10 protein-coding genes are annotated in these 15974 nt (G+C 46.5%); 2 read left to right on the forward strand and 8 right to left on the reverse strand.

Translation table 11 applies throughout. The features are described from left to right. Positions 1-254 precede the first annotated feature (254 nt). Together bdpA and IEY09_RS01670 are read right to left on the reverse strand one after the other, a co-directional pair. On the reverse strand, positions 255-1766 hold the full coding sequence (gene bdpA, locus IEY09_RS01665; protein ID WP_188869592.1) for a BAR domain-like protein A BdpA: 1512 nt from the start codon (positions 1764-1766) through the stop codon (positions 255-257). 229 nt (positions 1767-1995) lie between these two features. Further along, positions 1996-3342 (reverse strand): MATE family efflux transporter, encoded by a 1347-nt coding sequence (locus tag IEY09_RS01670; protein WP_088585854.1) that lies wholly within the window; start codon positions 3340-3342, stop codon positions 1996-1998. Positions 3343-3764: 422 nt separating this feature from the next. Here IEY09_RS01670 and IEY09_RS01675 point away from each other — a divergent pair, with 422 nt between their 5' ends. Next, entirely contained in the window at positions 3765-5309 is a 1545-nt protein-coding gene (locus IEY09_RS01675; RefSeq protein WP_069454560.1) for an MFS transporter, read from the forward strand. Positions 5310-5422: 113 nt separating this feature from the next. On the opposite strand, the gene IEY09_RS01680 is transcribed toward IEY09_RS01675, so the two are convergent. Further along, on the reverse strand, positions 5423-5944 hold the full coding sequence (locus IEY09_RS01680) for a DUF3087 domain-containing protein (RefSeq protein ID WP_172590079.1): 522 nt from the start codon (positions 5942-5944) through the stop codon (positions 5423-5425). 342 nt (positions 5945-6286) lie between these two features. Here IEY09_RS01680 and IEY09_RS01685 point away from each other — a divergent pair, with 342 nt between their 5' ends. Then, the gene (locus IEY09_RS01685; RefSeq protein ID WP_069454558.1) at positions 6287-7063 is read left to right on the forward strand and encodes a substrate-binding periplasmic protein; all 777 of its coding nucleotides are present in this window, start codon (positions 6287-6289) and stop codon (positions 7061-7063) included. Positions 7064-7073: 10 nt separating this feature from the next. Here the strand turns inward: IEY09_RS01685 and IEY09_RS01690 are convergent, their stop codons facing one another. From IEY09_RS01690 to glgC, 5 genes are all read right to left on the reverse strand, one after another. Then, a complete protein-coding gene (locus IEY09_RS01690; protein WP_188869594.1) occupies positions 7074-8177 on the reverse strand; it encodes a CobW family GTP-binding protein in 1104 nt (367 codons plus the stop codon). A 105-nt stretch (positions 8178-8282) separates the two neighbouring features. Then, positions 8283-9653, reverse strand: coding sequence for a DEAD/DEAH box helicase (locus IEY09_RS01695; protein ID WP_188869596.1), 1371 nt, complete (start codon positions 9651-9653; stop codon positions 8283-8285). Between the two features lie 201 nt (positions 9654-9854). Next, complete coding sequence (locus IEY09_RS01700) at positions 9855-12878, reverse strand: EAL domain-containing protein (protein ID WP_188869598.1); 3024 nt, start codon at positions 12876-12878, stop codon at positions 9855-9857. A 109-nt stretch (positions 12879-12987) separates the two neighbouring features. Continuing rightward, positions 12988-14577, reverse strand: a complete 1590-nt coding sequence (locus IEY09_RS01705; protein ID WP_188869801.1) for a glycogen synthase — start codon at positions 14575-14577, stop codon at positions 12988-12990. 67 nt (positions 14578-14644) lie between these two features. Next, complete coding sequence (glgC, locus tag IEY09_RS01710) at positions 14645-15907, reverse strand: glucose-1-phosphate adenylyltransferase (RefSeq protein ID WP_047535906.1); 1263 nt, start codon at positions 15905-15907, stop codon at positions 14645-14647. Positions 15908-15974 lie beyond the last annotated feature (67 nt).

The raw sequence follows: 15974 nt of genomic DNA on the forward strand, positions 1-15974 counted from the left end.
CTTACGCGATGATTAGGGCTTTGAACAAACTTACTGGGCTAGGCATGCCTGTAACTTACCGTGTAGTTTGATATTTAGACGATTATGAGGGGCTTTGTTCGCTGAATCGATTTAGGAAACAAAGCCCACGCTCAGATTAAAATGGTTTATTAAACGATCGGTTGGGTAAATTGCGTATATAAAAAATGGCAGAGAAAAATTGTTTCTCCGCCATTTTTATGAAAAAGCTCAATCTATGTTTCTACAACAACCTGCTACATAAAGGCTTTCGTAAAGGCTTCCTTCGACTGGCGAATATAATTGCGTGCACTTTGAGCATGTTGTTCCCATACCGCCCTATCGCTTGGGTCGGTAAAGGGATTTTGCTCGGCGGCAATCGAGCGCTCAAAGCGGTCATAGAAGGTTAACATCGCTGAAGTAATTTGATTAAAACGTTCTTTAAACTCCTGAAACTCATCCATTTTTTCAGTCGTTTTAATCATGTACTGTACCAGTTCAGCATTACTATTAGAGGCAAGTAAGGCTTCGGCTTTGGCGCTGATATTGGCATTCACTTCAGCCATGATTTGCGCCCGAGTCTGCTCATCTTTACTCATCACCTTACTGTAATTTTCGGGCGTACGGGCAATGCTGGCGTGTTGCAGATAGCTACGCAGATGTTTGTCTAAATCCTTGCGGAAATTGTCTAAGTTCTTCTGCATACTGACTAAATCATTATCGAGTGCGGTCACCTGTTGCAACTCTTTTTCGATTTCAGACATAAAGCGCTCGGCCTGCTGGTAAATCTTAAGGCCGTTTTCCTCGGCAAACTTTTTATCACTGCGACTTAAGTCGCTGTTGTCATAGTTTGAGCGATCAAAGGTGGCCGCAAGGAAGGATTTAAAAGGTTCAGCAAAGGCTGAGTAGGCACCAGCACTCACCACATTTAAGGTGGCGGTTGCTAAGTCACCAAAGGGCTTGACCATAGAGCCTAAACGCGCCTGTTGAATCGGCGATGCCACACGCTTAGCATCGGTTAAAACTGACCTAAAGGTGTTATAACCCAAAGGGTTAGACATTTTATTGCGCTCAGAGGTCGCCAGTACAAAGGTGATACTGGAATAAATCGCGTTCGAATACTCAAGGTATTGTCTTTGGCTTTCGAGCTGGGCGGCGTAGTTTTTCCCCAGCGTTCTAAAGGATTCGGCCTGAACCTCGTAGTTTTTGTCTTCTTTAAGTTTATCTAAAATGCCGCCGATAATTTTTTGCTCGTTTTTTTGCAGGGCAATATCTAAGCGAATTTTATCGAGGGTTAAATCATCCAAACTGATAGGGCCATTAATCGCTTCAATATCGAGGCGAACATATTGACGACTCGGATCGTCAATCGACACCCGATGGGCTAAATATTCATTTGTGCCAGGAGTAACATCGATAAGCGCCACATGCTGCCACTGGGCATCCAGTTTTAATACGGGCGATGTGAGCACATTAATCCGATATTGGGTTTGGATATTTTGAGTTTTTACCCAAAACTCTAATAGACCCGCTTCCGATACAGGGTATTTACTGACAATACTGCTATTGCCTTCTGCACATAACAACGCACTCTCGCCACTATGGGGCTCAGCACCCTCAAATTGGCACCCCATGATCCAAGACCAAGGTTGTGATAAGCGGTTACCCTCAAAATCGCTAGCAAACACTAACTCATTATCCTTGGCGCTGGCGTTAACACTGGTTAACACGCCAAACAACAGCATAGAGATGACTGCAGCGGTGTGCATAAGAGCCTCTTAAAACTTAAATAACAAACGAAAAGCCAGACAAAGTGGCCCAGAATTTATCCTATCCACCTGCATTACTGTCAGTCGGTAACGGTATTTTATCGACAACACTCATACTACAGACTGAGCTCATTTTAAGCAGGGTTTAAACCAGCGAAATGTATCAGAGCGCATGCCGACACGCCAGTATTAAGTCGGTTTCAAGACTAAGATAATAACTAAACAAAAATTAGGCTTTAATCTTAAGCCGCTGCATGGCAATGAACATCCAAATGACCAATAGCGTGCTACAGGTCGCGAGCGATATCCACACACCGATCACGCCAAAAGCCCAAGCAAAACAGTAGATAATCGCAGCAATCAGTATGAGTTTTGCGCCAGTTAGAATCGATGCTTGTTTCGAACAATTAATCGCTTGGAAAAAGCTCGCCCCCACTAAAATGAGGCCTTCCATCGGCAAGCCCCAGAAATACCAACGCATGCCTTCAATCGCGACGGGCGTAAGGCTTGGGTTATCACCGGCAAACAGGTACACCAACCATTCAGGGCGGGAATAAATCAACAGTAAGCCAAGTGCGGCGGTGAGTAGGGTCATGCCAAAGGCAATATTGCGTGCCTGTTTAACCCTATCGAAGCGCCCTGCTCCCGCATTAAAGCTATAAATCGGCTGAGTACCGAGGGCAATCCCCTCAAAAATCAGGTAGAAAAACGCTTCGGTATAACTGACCACCCCGTATGCTGCCACATGCAAAGGGCCACCAACCCATAAAAATGCGGTGTTATGCAGAGTCAATACAATCGACAGATACAGATTCATTAAAAAGCTTGGCAAACCAACACGGGCGATGTTGATGCAGTTATCAAGCTTAAGCTTCATCTGCTCTAGGTTGATTTTGAGCTGAGTGCGCGCCCCAAAAAAATGCTGCAGGCAGAGCAAGCCAGTCACAGCCTGCGACAACATGGTGGCAATCGCCGCCCCTGCTAAACCGAAGGGAAACACCACAATAAACAGCCAATCTAAAAAGGTGTTCAGCACGCCACCTAAGATCAGCACAAAGGTCACCATGGATGGGCGACCATCGTTACGCAGCAAGGTGGTAAATGCCATTGAGATAATAGGGAAATGACATAAGGCAAAATACCAGAACAGGTATTCATTAGCATTTTCGAGTATTTCCCCCTCAGCGCCGAGGGCGATTAAAATATCTCGCGAAAAAATCCCGCCGATTAAGGCAAAAAATGCCCCCGCGAGTAAACATAAACTAAAGGCATTACCGAGCAATTTACGCGCCTTGGCTATATTGCCTTGCCCCAAGTTAATCGAGACTAACGCGGCGCTGCCCATGCCAATCATGGCACCGACGGCGTAGAGAATCGCGCCCACGGGATAAGCCAGCATCATGCCAGCAAGCCCCGTTTCACCGAGATAATGGCCGACGAAGATACCATCAATGGTGACATATACCCCAGTCACCAGCATGGAGGCGATTGTTGGAATGGTATAGCGCCAGAAAAGCTTCGAAATCGGCTCTTGCAGCAGGCGTTGATCCGTTGCGCTATGGGAAACAGCAGTCATAACCAAATCTCACAAAAATAAAGGCAGGGTGCGCACTCAGATTGTTCTAGCGGTATTCACTTAGATAAATAGAATGATGAACAAAAATGCGGCAATGGATTGTACCTAAATTTTACTTTAATACCAAACCCGATTAGCAGGATAAATTTATAACAAAAACTAATCTACACAATATCTTACTGATGGCACACTTTTACCAACCCATCACGACAAATAAAACACTACTCAATAACAGATGTGGCGAAACTCATCATTTTTCACTACTTTTTTGGTATTTACCCCTTAATTAGGTAAAGTGTAGGTTTATATTGCCAGAAATGAGTTAATTATCGAGGCATTATTTGTCTCTGCAATTGAGCTAACCATTTAATTAATAATGAATTAGTTAAATTAAAGTCAATAACAATAATAAAGGGAAGGACATGAGTCACAATAGTCCAAATGCAGAGAATGATCTGCGCGAAGTCAAACAGTTAGGTATGTGGGCCTCCATCACTAGCCTAAGTTATATTTTTTGGTTAGTGGGCGGCATGGAGCTGGTCGAGCGAATCGCCTATTACGGCGTAAAAGCCAGTGCTGGCTTATACGCCAAAGCGCCTGAATCGGCTGGCGGTCTGGGGATCAGCCTCAGCGACTATGGCATTATTATTTCGCTCTGGGCGATTATGCAGACATTTGTACCCGTCTTTACTGGCGGGATTTCCGACAGAGTCGGCTACAAGGAAACCATTTTCGGCTCGACTGTGATTAAAATCATGGGCTACCTGACTATGGCGTTCTTCCCTACCTTTTGGGGCTTTTTATCGGGGGCACTGCTACTCGCCATCGGTACGGGTATCTTTAAACCCGGTATTCAAGGCACCTTAGTGCTCTCCACCAATCGCAATAATACCTCCATGGCTTGGGGGATATTTTACCAAGTCGTGAATATCGGTGGCTTCTTAGGCCCATTGGTTGCCGTGCATATGCGTCAACTTTCTTGGGATAATGTGTTTTATGCCTGCGCCGCAATTATCTCACTAAACTTCCTGTTTTTATTGACATATACCGAGCCAGGAAAAGCCGAGCGCCTCATCCGTAATCAACAAATTAAATCAGGTGAAGTCGAACAAGAGTCCCTATGGCGAGACGCTTGGCATGAGCTTAAAAAGCCAATTGTGATCTATTACATGCTGGTATTTTCAGGTTTTTGGTTCTTGTTTAATGCGCTGTTTGACGTACTACCGATTCATATTTCCGAGTGGGTCGATACCAGTGTGATTGTCACTTCGCTCTTTGGTAGTGAAGGCACCAGCAACGGTATTTTACAATTCTGGCTCGGATTAAATAATGAAGGCACGAAAGTGATGCCTGAGGGCATGCTTAACCTCAACGCCGGCTTGATTATGACGAGCTGCTTTTTAATTGCCGCCCTGACCGCCAAATACCGCATAACTACTGCCATGTTGATTGGCTGTTTACTCAGTATTTTAGCCTTTGTGTTTATCGGTGCCTTCCATGCGGCTTGGTTTATTGTGCTCGCCATCGCGATGTTCTCGATTGGCGAAATGATGATTAGCCCAAAGAAAAACGAATTTATGGGTAACATAGCCCCCGAAGGTAAAAAAGCCATGTACCTTGGTTTTGTCATGCTACCTCAAGGGATTGGTTGGGGCTTAGAAGGTTATTTTGGCCCAAAACTCTATGAAATTTTCGCCTCGAAAGAGTTGTTCTCACGCGACTTATTACTCGAGCGCGGCATGAGCGCAACGGATGTGAATGCCATTCCGCAGGGTGAAGCTTTTACCACCCTAGTCAGCTTTACCGGTGAAAATGCCCATGATCTGACTCAGCTGCTTTACCACAGCCACAACATTGGTATGGCTTGGTATATTATTGCGGCGATTGGTACTATTTCGGCGGTGGGTATTTATTTCTATGGTAAGTGGTTACTGACGCTGCAACGTGCGCAGCAGGCAGCGAACTAATACCTTAACCGCGTTATCGAAGCCGCTAATCGATTCCAATTAAAAAGTGAGTGTGCATGCACTCACTTTTTATTTAACGGTCTTGATACGCGACTAAATCATTAAATCTAGAATTAAAAACCCGCTAACAGTTCGACCTCAAATTGTTCAGCCGATAGCGCTAATCCTAAAACGTCACATTGTGCCTGTAACTGTGCAAGCTCCTTATCAACCGCTGATAAGGTCAAGGTATTATCATCCAGCAAATACACCTGGCGTAAACTGGTGAAGTAAAATAGCAATGTAATCAACGCATTTATATCATTGTCCGCCGCAGCTGCTTTGACTTTAGCCAGCTTGCGATAAATGCGATTTTGCAGTTGCTTTAACTGCCACACATAATAAATCTCTTTAAAAAAGGGCTGAGTTTTTAGCTGATAGACAATAGCACTACAAAGTAATACCGCCAAAATCACCCCGAGTAAATTCCAGTGGAAATTTCCTGTAGGCTCACCGGGTAAAGCCTCTACGCCAAAGAGCGCAATTAATCCAGCCCCAAAGCCAAGGGAGCAAACGATCAAGGCCAACACTAAGGCCACCATAAACAGGTTCATATTGCTACGATAAAGGGATTTATCAATTTGCTGTAACTTCATGGGCTCTCTTTTTATCAAAATACGCATTGGCGGCGCAGCATAACCCAGTTTGCTTGAGCTTGCCTGAATAATATAAGTATTCCGCCATCACACTAATCACAAAGGATACAATTTGAAACAAACATGGTTAAGGATTTATATTATAAAATTACCAATCTTTTTATTTAGTTATCTTCCGGTTATTGAGGCACGGTTATCCGCATTGATGACAGGTACGTGCAGATAGGGATCTAAATCAGTGTACAATTTGCTGATATTCAAAGTACGTAACAATTTATTTAACAAACTCCCCTTACTTGCACCACATTCCACTTGGAATGAAGCAACCATCACAGGAATGAAATGGCATTAAAGAACACCTTGCGAAGGTTAGTTTTGCTCACCCTCATTTGCTTAGTCGCCCCTATAAAAGCAGAGGAGCTCTTTGCTGTAGGGACTCGTTTTAGCCAAATTTTTGAACAAAAACCGAACGGCGAATACATCGGCTTAGGGGTAGATATACTCAACCGTTTTGCCCAGCAACAAAAAGTGACCATTCATTATCAAATAGCGCCTTGGCGCCGAGCGCAATCTATGGTCGAGCGCGGCCAAGCAGATATTTTAATTGGCCCCTATTTTTCGGAAGAACGGCAAAAGCACTTAGCCTTCTCGGCCCAACCCTTTTATCGCGATGAAATCGTTTTTTATGCCAGAGTCAATCATCCCACGCCTTGGGATGGTAGTTATGCCAGTATCCATGGATTAAGAATTGGCAAAATGCAAGGCTGGAGTTACGGCTATTTATTTAACGAACGCACCAAAACGCTCACAATTAATGAATTTGCAGATCTCAAAAGTGGTATTGAACGCTTATCCCGTGGCGATCTCGATTTGCTTGCCACCAACATACGCAATACTCAAGCAGTGCTCGCGCAAATCAAAATTCCACAGGCAATCACACCTATAATGCCAAGAATTGATATCCAAGATGGCTTTATGGCCTTTCCAAAAGACGTAAAATTTCAACCACTTCAACAACGTTTCGATCTATTTATGCAACATATGGTTGAGACAGGCGAATTGGCTACACTGGCAAAAGTACGTGGCGTCACCATTCCCACCTCAATGCTCACCGATTAATCCCCTTCAATTAACCAGCTAAACATTCCATTAAGGCCAGTTCAATGTGGTCCCAATCCAGCTCTTGGGTTGCAATCATTTCAAGCCGAGAATCAACACAATCATCAAGTTCAGTGACAGTCATATCCCCACTGCTCCAATTGATCCCCGCAATACCATCGCTGGTAATCATTACAGCCTTTAACCGAAGTAAAGTAGGATTTGTTTGGGTCTGGAGGGTAATAAATTGCATTAATTTATCAAAATCAAACTCTTGCATAGGTTCAAATACCCAGCCGCAGCTAAAACAGCCCTCCCCCTGATTTTGCTTACGTACTATGCCACGCGCATCAAACTGGTAGACTTGCTCGCTTGCCTCCTCGGTAAACAGCCCCTGCAAACCCAAAGTGTCGGCAGTGTTACGCAACACACTCCGAGATTGGCTCAATGCGTTAATGCTAACGGCTAGGTTACTGGCCGGTTTAGGTAAATCACGGCGGGGTTGCTTAAGGAGCTCAAGTAATTTAGCCGATAAGCCTTGAGGCGAACTATGCTCCACCACTGGCGTATTATCGAGTTGTAAGGCATTGAGATAATGAGTTAATTCCTGAGCTAATTGCCTGCCCTGCAATGCCTCAAACTCAGGATATAAATCGGTTTTGGTCGCAACGATCACATCGGCTACTTGCAACTGCTGCACAAAATTATCATGTCCGCGGTAGCGTTCATCCATTAATTTACGGGCATCAATTAGGCATAAAGTGCTTTGAAGGCGGATAACATGTTGATAATGGGGCGCACTGAGGACTTTAATAATTTCATTAGGATGCCCAAGTCCCGTAGGTTCAATCAGCAAGCGATCAGGCTTAGCACGGGCGATCAGTTGATTGATTGCCACTTGCGTGGGTACGCCCGCCGCGCAGCACATGCAGCCCCCGGCAACTTCACGAATCTGCACCCCACTGTTGTTTGCCTCTAAGAGGCCCGCATCGATACCGACTTCACCAAATTCATTGACTAATATCGCCCAAGTTTCGCCCTCAGGTTTAGTCTTCAAAAGTTGTTTTATAAGCGTTGTTTTACCGACACCTAAAAAACCTGTGATGATATTGGTGGGAATGGCTTTGACGATCATGGACAACACTCGCAGGGTAACGGGCAACGTTTAGGGGCATTCGAGTGTAGGATATTCTAGTTAAAGCTCAACAAAAAGCGCGCCTTGGGCGCGCTGCGTACTGCACTATTTTACTTTATTGCCGCCCTGCGGCTTACCACCAGAACGCTGAGTTTGAAATGGGCTAAATTTAGCCTTATCTTTTGAATACTTACCCTCGCGGGTAGGAGATTTTCTTGCTCTAGCTTGGCTCTCACTCGACTTTCCGGCAGCACTGACTTTGCCAATAGTGCGATCTTTTGGAGCTTTATAACTCCATTTAGTTTTAGTGGTTGCCGCGGGAGCATCGCGGTAACGTGCAGGCAGTGGCGTGCCCTCCTCGTAACCAGGCTGCACGGTGACAGGGAGTTGCTGACCAATTAAAGCTTCAATTTCTGCGAGCATTTCATCATCTGCTGGACTGACAAATGAAATCGCTCGACCTGACAGGCCCGCACGGCCAGTGCGGCCAATACGATGGACATAATCTTCCGCGAGGAAAGGCAACTCTAGGTTTATCACTAAGGGCAGCGCCTGAATATCAAGCCCGCGGGCCGCCACATCGGTTGCCACCAACACGCGCAGTTTTCCGGCTTTAAAATCATCGAGCACACGATTACGCGCGCCTTGGGTTTTATCCCCGTGGAACACGCCCGCGCTGATCCCATCGAGTGTTAACTCCTGCAATAAATGCTCAGCGCATTCCTTAGTACTGGCGAACACCAACACTTGGCGCCAATTATTGCGCCCCACCAGCTCAGATAATAACTCTGCTTTGCGGCGCTTATCGACCCGATACACTAGCTGTTCTACGGTCGATGCCGTGGTATTTTCGGCAACATTAACCCATTCAGGTTGATTGAGCATCTTATGGGAGAGTTGCTTCACCGCATCGCTATAGGTGGCTGAAAACAACATCGTTTGATGTACTGGGGCAATAAGGCGCTTCACCTTTTCAATGTCGCGTACAAAGCCTAAATCGAGCATACGATCCGCTTCGTCGATCACTAAGGTCGTTACACTGGACAGGTCTAAATTGAACTGGCCAATAACATCGAATAGTCGCCCAGGGGTTGCGACGAGGATATCGACGCCCTGCTCGACGCCTTTACGCTGCGGATTCATATTCGCACCGCCATAAACCGCTAAGGTTTTAAGGGGCAAAAACTGGCTATATTTTTGAATATTCGCACAAACTTGAATTGCCAACTCACGGGTTGGTGTCATCACTAAGGCGCGCAGCAAGGGTTTATCGGCAGGCTGGGCAGCAAGTTGCTCAAGCACGGGCAAGGCGAAGGAAGCGGTTTTACCCGTTCCAGTCTGAGCACAGGCCATAATATCCTTCCCCGTTAAGGCGAGAGGAATAACCTGTTGTTGCACTTGAGTGAGTTGCTGATAGCCACACTCAGTTATCGCATTCAAAATAGGTGAAGATAAGCCGAGTGTGTCAAATTTCATAGGAACTCTTAGGTGTTAGTCGGTGGAATTGCTCAATGCGCAGCAAAAAAGAGACGAATCGAAGAGATGACTTGTTGTACTCTTCAACATTATTAATTTTCTGCATCATGCCCTTAAATGGGGCCGCGGAGTCTAGCAAAATTCGCGGCGGATTTATAGGCAAAACGTCGCACGCCTGATAAACCTTTCTCGCCTAGGTGTTTATGTCAGCAAATACTTGCTGGCAAACTCACTGGCACTGACGGGTTTAGAGAATAAATAACCTTGGCCATAGTCGCAGCCTGCATTGAGCAACACCTGCCGCTGTGCCTCGGTTTCAACCCCTTCGGCGATGACTTTCATGCCCAATTTATGAGCCATCACAATAATGGCTTCACACAAGGTGTGGTCATTTTCATCCGTATCAATATGACGTGTAAATGATTGATCTATTTTCAAATAGTCGATATCGAATTTCTTCAAATAGGCCAGTGATGAATACCCGGTACCAAAGTCGTCTAAGGAAACTTGCACGCCCGCATCCCGATAGGCTAACAATTTTTCGGTCACGCCCATGCTAGCATCAAGCAATAGCCCCTCGGTAATTTCCACACAAACGCCAGTACCAGTGACATCTAACTGCTGCAGTAATTCAAGCCAATTGTGTAACAGTGTGCCCTCGTCACGGAACTGTATAGGCGATTTGTTAACACTGATCTGAATTTCCACGCCCAACGTCTTGCGCCACTGGGCGCTTTGGCGTGCTGCTTGTTCAAATACCCAGTTACCGATTTCAACAATCAGCCCAGTATCTTCAGCAACGGGAATAAATTCTGCTGGCGATACAGAGCCGCGCTCCGGATGGAACCAGCGCAATAAGGCTTCTGCCTTAGCCACTTCCCCTGTCGCCATCGCTACTATCGGTTGATAATGCAGTTCAAATTCTTTATTCAGCACGGCTTGACGGAGATCGTGAATTAATCGCATGCGGTACTTAGCGTATTCCTGCATCGATGGCGTGAAATAGTTAAACCGATTGCGGCCTTGATCTTTTGCCGCATACATAGCCTGATCCGCATGTTTAAGTAAACCTTCAATACTAGTCGAATCATCGGGGTAAAGCGTGATACCAATACTAGCGCTAATATAAGCAGTTTCTTCACCGAGCAGATAGGGATCGGCAATACGCCTTAAAATATGTTCGGCAACTCGCTCAATCCCCTTATGATCAGCCATAGCACTTAATACTACGGTAAACTCATCACCGCCAAGTCGCGCCACCACATCGGCATCCCGCACACAGGATTTTAAGCGACTGGCGGTTTCGATCAGTAATTGATCCCCCATGGCGTGACCTAAGGTATCGTTAACCTCTTTAAAGTAATCGAGATCGAGGAACATCAGCGCAAAGTGATTGCGATTACGGTCAGCATTCTTGATTTCGGCACTTAAATATTCGAGCAACATGCGTCGATTAGGCAGGCCAGTCAAGGTATCGTAGTTGGCTTGTTTCCAGATTAAATGTTCACTTTGTTTTTTATCGGTAATATCAGAAAAAAGCGCAACACGACGATAAGGCAAACCCTCGGCATTATTAATCGTATTAATGGTTAGCCAAATGACATACTCTTCATTATTCTTACGCCGTTGGCGCATTTCACCCTGCCACTCGCCTTTTTCGCGAATGTCATTATTCATGCGCTGATAAAAATCGTGACCATTAAGGTCGCAATACATCATACGAATATGCTGTCCACGAATTTCAGACTCGCTATAGCCAGTGATATCGGTAAATGCGGCGTTTACGGTAATAATCACTCCGTTTTCATCGAGTACACTCATGGCTTCGGAGCTATTGTTATAGACTAACGCAGAGAGTTTTAAAGACTCTTCAATCAACTTAGCATCGGTGATATCGGTATAAGTACCGCACATTCTGAGCGCATTGTTATTGGCATCACGGCTCACCACTTTACCGGTATCTAAAATCCAGCGGATGTCGCGGTTAAGGGTTTTTAAGCGATATTCCATCTTATGTTGCGGCGTTTCGCCACGAATATGGGCCTCGATAGAATGCAATACTTTGGGCCTATCCTCAGCCACTATCGAGTCCATCCATTGGCGACTATTGGCATTGAGCATATCGATATCGCAACCTAAAATATCGGCACTGCGGGCGTTTCGCTCGATATGGTCATTACGAATATCCCAGTCCCATACCCCAAGATCGCTACTGCTCAATACCAACTCAAGTTGCTCACGACTGGCGAGCACCTCCATGTCAGCTAATGTTTGCGCCGTGACATCCAAAAAGCCTGCAATCACTAATAATACCTGATGATTTGCGCGCTTACAGGCCACTGTCATATGGGTGTAAACAATCGAGTTATCCTTGGCAATAAAGCGTTTATCTAATTCGTAGTTATCAATTTTTCCTTCAAGCATTAGCTCAAACTTTAATAGATCAGCTTCAACATCATCGGGGTGAGTGAGCTGCTTCCAAGTCATATGCAGCAACTCATCCTCTGAGTATTTAAGCATCTGGCATAACCTTGGATTCACCTTGATCCACTTTTGATCGACGCCAGTAATGGCAATCCCAATATTGCCGACGTTAAATTGGCTGCGGAATAAAAAATCATCTTGCAGGCGAATTTGCTCGTCCCGCTCTAGCTCAAAACGGCGAGATAGCAAAAGACTTAGCAGCCAGGTAGCAAGGGGATAAATCAATAATATTGGTAAGGCGATTTTCGACAATACGGGCAATGCAAGCTGGTTAGGCAGCAGAAAAAACCATGACAACATCACTAAATGCACTAAAAAAGCAAAACCAAAGACTTCTTTACCCGAAATATTGGCAAGATAGGACTTACGATAATGCCGCCATATCACACCGATAAGACCGGAACTGATAATTACGCCAACGCCAACCCACATGGCGACACCGCCAATACTGAGTCGGTACAGCGAAGTGATAACAACGGCAATCACCGTCGGTAAGCCACCAAAAAACAGGCCCGAAACACACAAGAGTACAGAGCGGGTATCGAAGATAATACCGGGTTCGTACATCCATGGGGTGCTCATAATCGCGACACCAATGCCACCGATAAATAAGCCAATCCCCAGCCGCCATAGTAAAAAATACTGCCGCTGATGCTTTTTAGGAATCGCATCGTACAAAAACACTAAGGCGAGCAGTAACGCTGCATTTTGTACTAAGGGTAAGAAAATGCTTTTATCCATGGATGTGGAAGCAACTCCAAAAATGAGGAAATGGTCTATCTTACGAAAACTCTCCCCCAAAAGTGTAGCAGAATTGCTTACAAATCATGATCTAATTACATGGGGTAATTCACAAAATGTTGTAAAGTTGTTTCTGGTAATCAAGGGCGATGCTATGCCAATCGAAGCGCCGCGCTTTCGCCTTGCGTTTTAATTGCATCCAATCACGCGTATTAAATTTATCGAGTGCTTCAGCCAGCTTTGCCAGCATAGCCTCGCCCTGGCTTTTGATATCTTCGCCATAAAACACAAAACCATCGACATTGTCCTCGACCGTATCTTGTAATCCGCCCACACCATGCACTAAACAAGGCTGACCGCTACGCATGGCGAGCATTTGGCTAATACCACAGGGCTCAAAAGAACTCGGCATCAGGAACAAATCACCCACTTGATAAAGACACTGGGAGAGTTCCTCATGGTATCCCTGCAGAAATACAAAATGGGCATACTTAGCCGCAAGGGCTTGAAAAAACAGCCCTATCTCTGGGTCGCCGCTGCCAAGCAGCACAAATAGCGCCTTGGGCTGCGTCTGCTGCAACTGTTGCAGTAATGTCTCTAATACCGATAAGCCAGAAGGTAAAATATGGCGCAGGATCAATACTTTTTGATCGGTAAGCCGACCAACAGACGTCAACAGAAAGTTCGGGAACTCCCCCACAGAGGCTTGGCGCCACAGGGCTTGCAGCCGCGTAAAGGCAATCATATCGACGCCACTCACCTGACTGCGCCCGCCCTGCCACTGCACTAAAGCCGACTCAATGCAATTCAGTAGCGCCCTAAACTCAGTTAATCCCATACGTTCGAGGGAGGTTTGCGCTAAAGCCTCTGGGTATTCGCAACCGTTTAAAATGCCTAGCACTCGCCCCTGATCAGCTTTATGTAGTAAATCCGCCTCAAGCCCTTCGCCACCGAAAAAGCCCAACTCTGGGCGAGAGGGAAGCAAGACTTCCTTCGCGTAGGTAGGTGAGACTAAATGCACCCTATCCGCCAGCCTAATCCCCATCCGCATCGGATTAATGCAATGGGGATAACGGGGGTCGATAATCTGGGCGCGTTGGCCCTCATCCAACTGGGCAAATAAGTGAGGAAACCAAGCCGCAAAGCTTGACGAATCATGGCTCAGCGGCCTAATGCCCTGCAGCGCAAGGTTATGAATCGAAAACACACATGCTATGCTTTTTAACGCTTGATACTCAGGCGCCAGCGCTCGCAGCATGGCTAAACATCCCGTGTGCCAGTCATGCAGATGTAAAAGCTCAGGCATAGGCACAAGCCCTGCCACTAAGGCCTTGGCTACGCTTGCACACAACAGCGCAAACTTAGTCGCATCATCGGCAAAGGGGCGATCACTTGTGCCTTGGCTATAAATCTGCCCGGGGCTCGATTGCCAGAGCCCATGCTCGAGCAAGTAAATATTCGCGCCCTGCACCTTGGGGTGCGCCAGCCAATACAACTTAATCGGCTCCTGTCGCCCGGCAAAACTCACCTCAAACTCATGGATAAGTTTGGCGTCAAAGCCTGTTAAAAATCCGTAGCTGGGCATAATGACATCAGCTTGGATCTCAACCCCCGCCAGCGCTTGGGGCAAGTCACGGATCACATCTGCCATGCCGCCCACTTTCGCCCCTTTCAGCGCCCCATTTTCGGCCGCGACCATTAATATGCGTTTCACCTAACTTCATACTCCAACAGGGTTAATATTCAAGCTAATTAATGGGTTGGCCTTACTCGTAGCCCACCGGCAGTCCTAACATATCGCGGGTGACTAAGGTAATGCCTTTCTCGGACACCCTAAAGCCTTTTGCCCTGTCATGGTCGTGGTTATAACCGATCACTGTGCCTTCGGGGATAATACACCCCCTATCGATGATGGCGTTTTTAATCTTGCAGTGGCGCAGCACCACCACATCGGGCAGCACGACTGAATCCTCAACCACGGAGTAGGAACAGACTCGCACCTCGTTAAACAGCACGCTGCGACGCACAGTCGCGCCCGAGATAATACAGCCGCCGGAAATAATCGAATCCACCGCCATGCCGCGTCTATCGTCATCGTCGAACACAAACTTAGCGGGAGGCAATTGCTCCTGATAGGTCCAAATCGGCCATTTGGCATCGTAGAGGTTTAAGGCCGGCGTGGGCGATAGCAATTCCATATTGGCCTGCCAAAAAGAATCCAAGGTGCCCACATCGCGCCAGTAGGCTTGCTCATTCGGGAAGGCGCTCTTAAAGGGATAGGCAAACACTTTATGTTTTTCGATGATCGAGGGAATAATGTCTTTGCCAAAATCTCGATCGGAATTGGCGTTTTGCGCGTCTTTCTTCAACTGTTCGAACAAAAACTCAGTGTTAAACACATAGTTGCCCATCGAGGCGAGGCACTTCTCTGGATTGCCTGGGGAATGTTTAGGGTATTTAGGTTTTTCTTCAAATCCTAGGATGCGCATCTCGTCATCGACTTCCATCACCCCAAATGCGCCCGCCGCTTCGGCCACGGGCACCTCAAGGCAGGAGACTGTCATATCGGCGCCAGATTCGGCATGGGCGGCCAGTAAACCGGCGTAATCCATACGATACACATGGTCACCCGAGAGCACCATCACGTACTTGGGCAGCTCATGGCGGATGATGTCGATATTTTGGAATACCGCATCAGCCGTGCCTTGATACCAATTCTCAGAGTAACGTTGTGAGGCGGGCAGAATTTCTACCGACTCACCTAATTCCTTTTTAAAGTGGCCCCAACCACGCATCACGTGGCGAATTAACGAGTGCGACTTATATTGGGTCACCACCCCAACGCGGCGGATCCCCGAGTTAATGCAATTCGACAGCGGAAAATCGATGATCCTAAACTTACCACCGAAATACAGCGCGGGTTTAGCACGCCAGTCGGTGAGTTCATGTAAACGCGAGCCTCGGCCACCAGCCAGAATCAATGCATAGGTTTCACGAGTTAAATTACTGATATAACGTACATTAGACATAGGCTCTACTCCCCAAATAGCACATCAGTGCCGATTGCTTCACAACCACTCTTCCCTGCCGCCCTAA

The organism is Shewanella xiamenensis, assembly GCF_014647135.1.
Taxonomy (GTDB): Bacteria; Pseudomonadota; Gammaproteobacteria; order Enterobacterales; family Shewanellaceae; genus Shewanella; species Shewanella xiamenensis.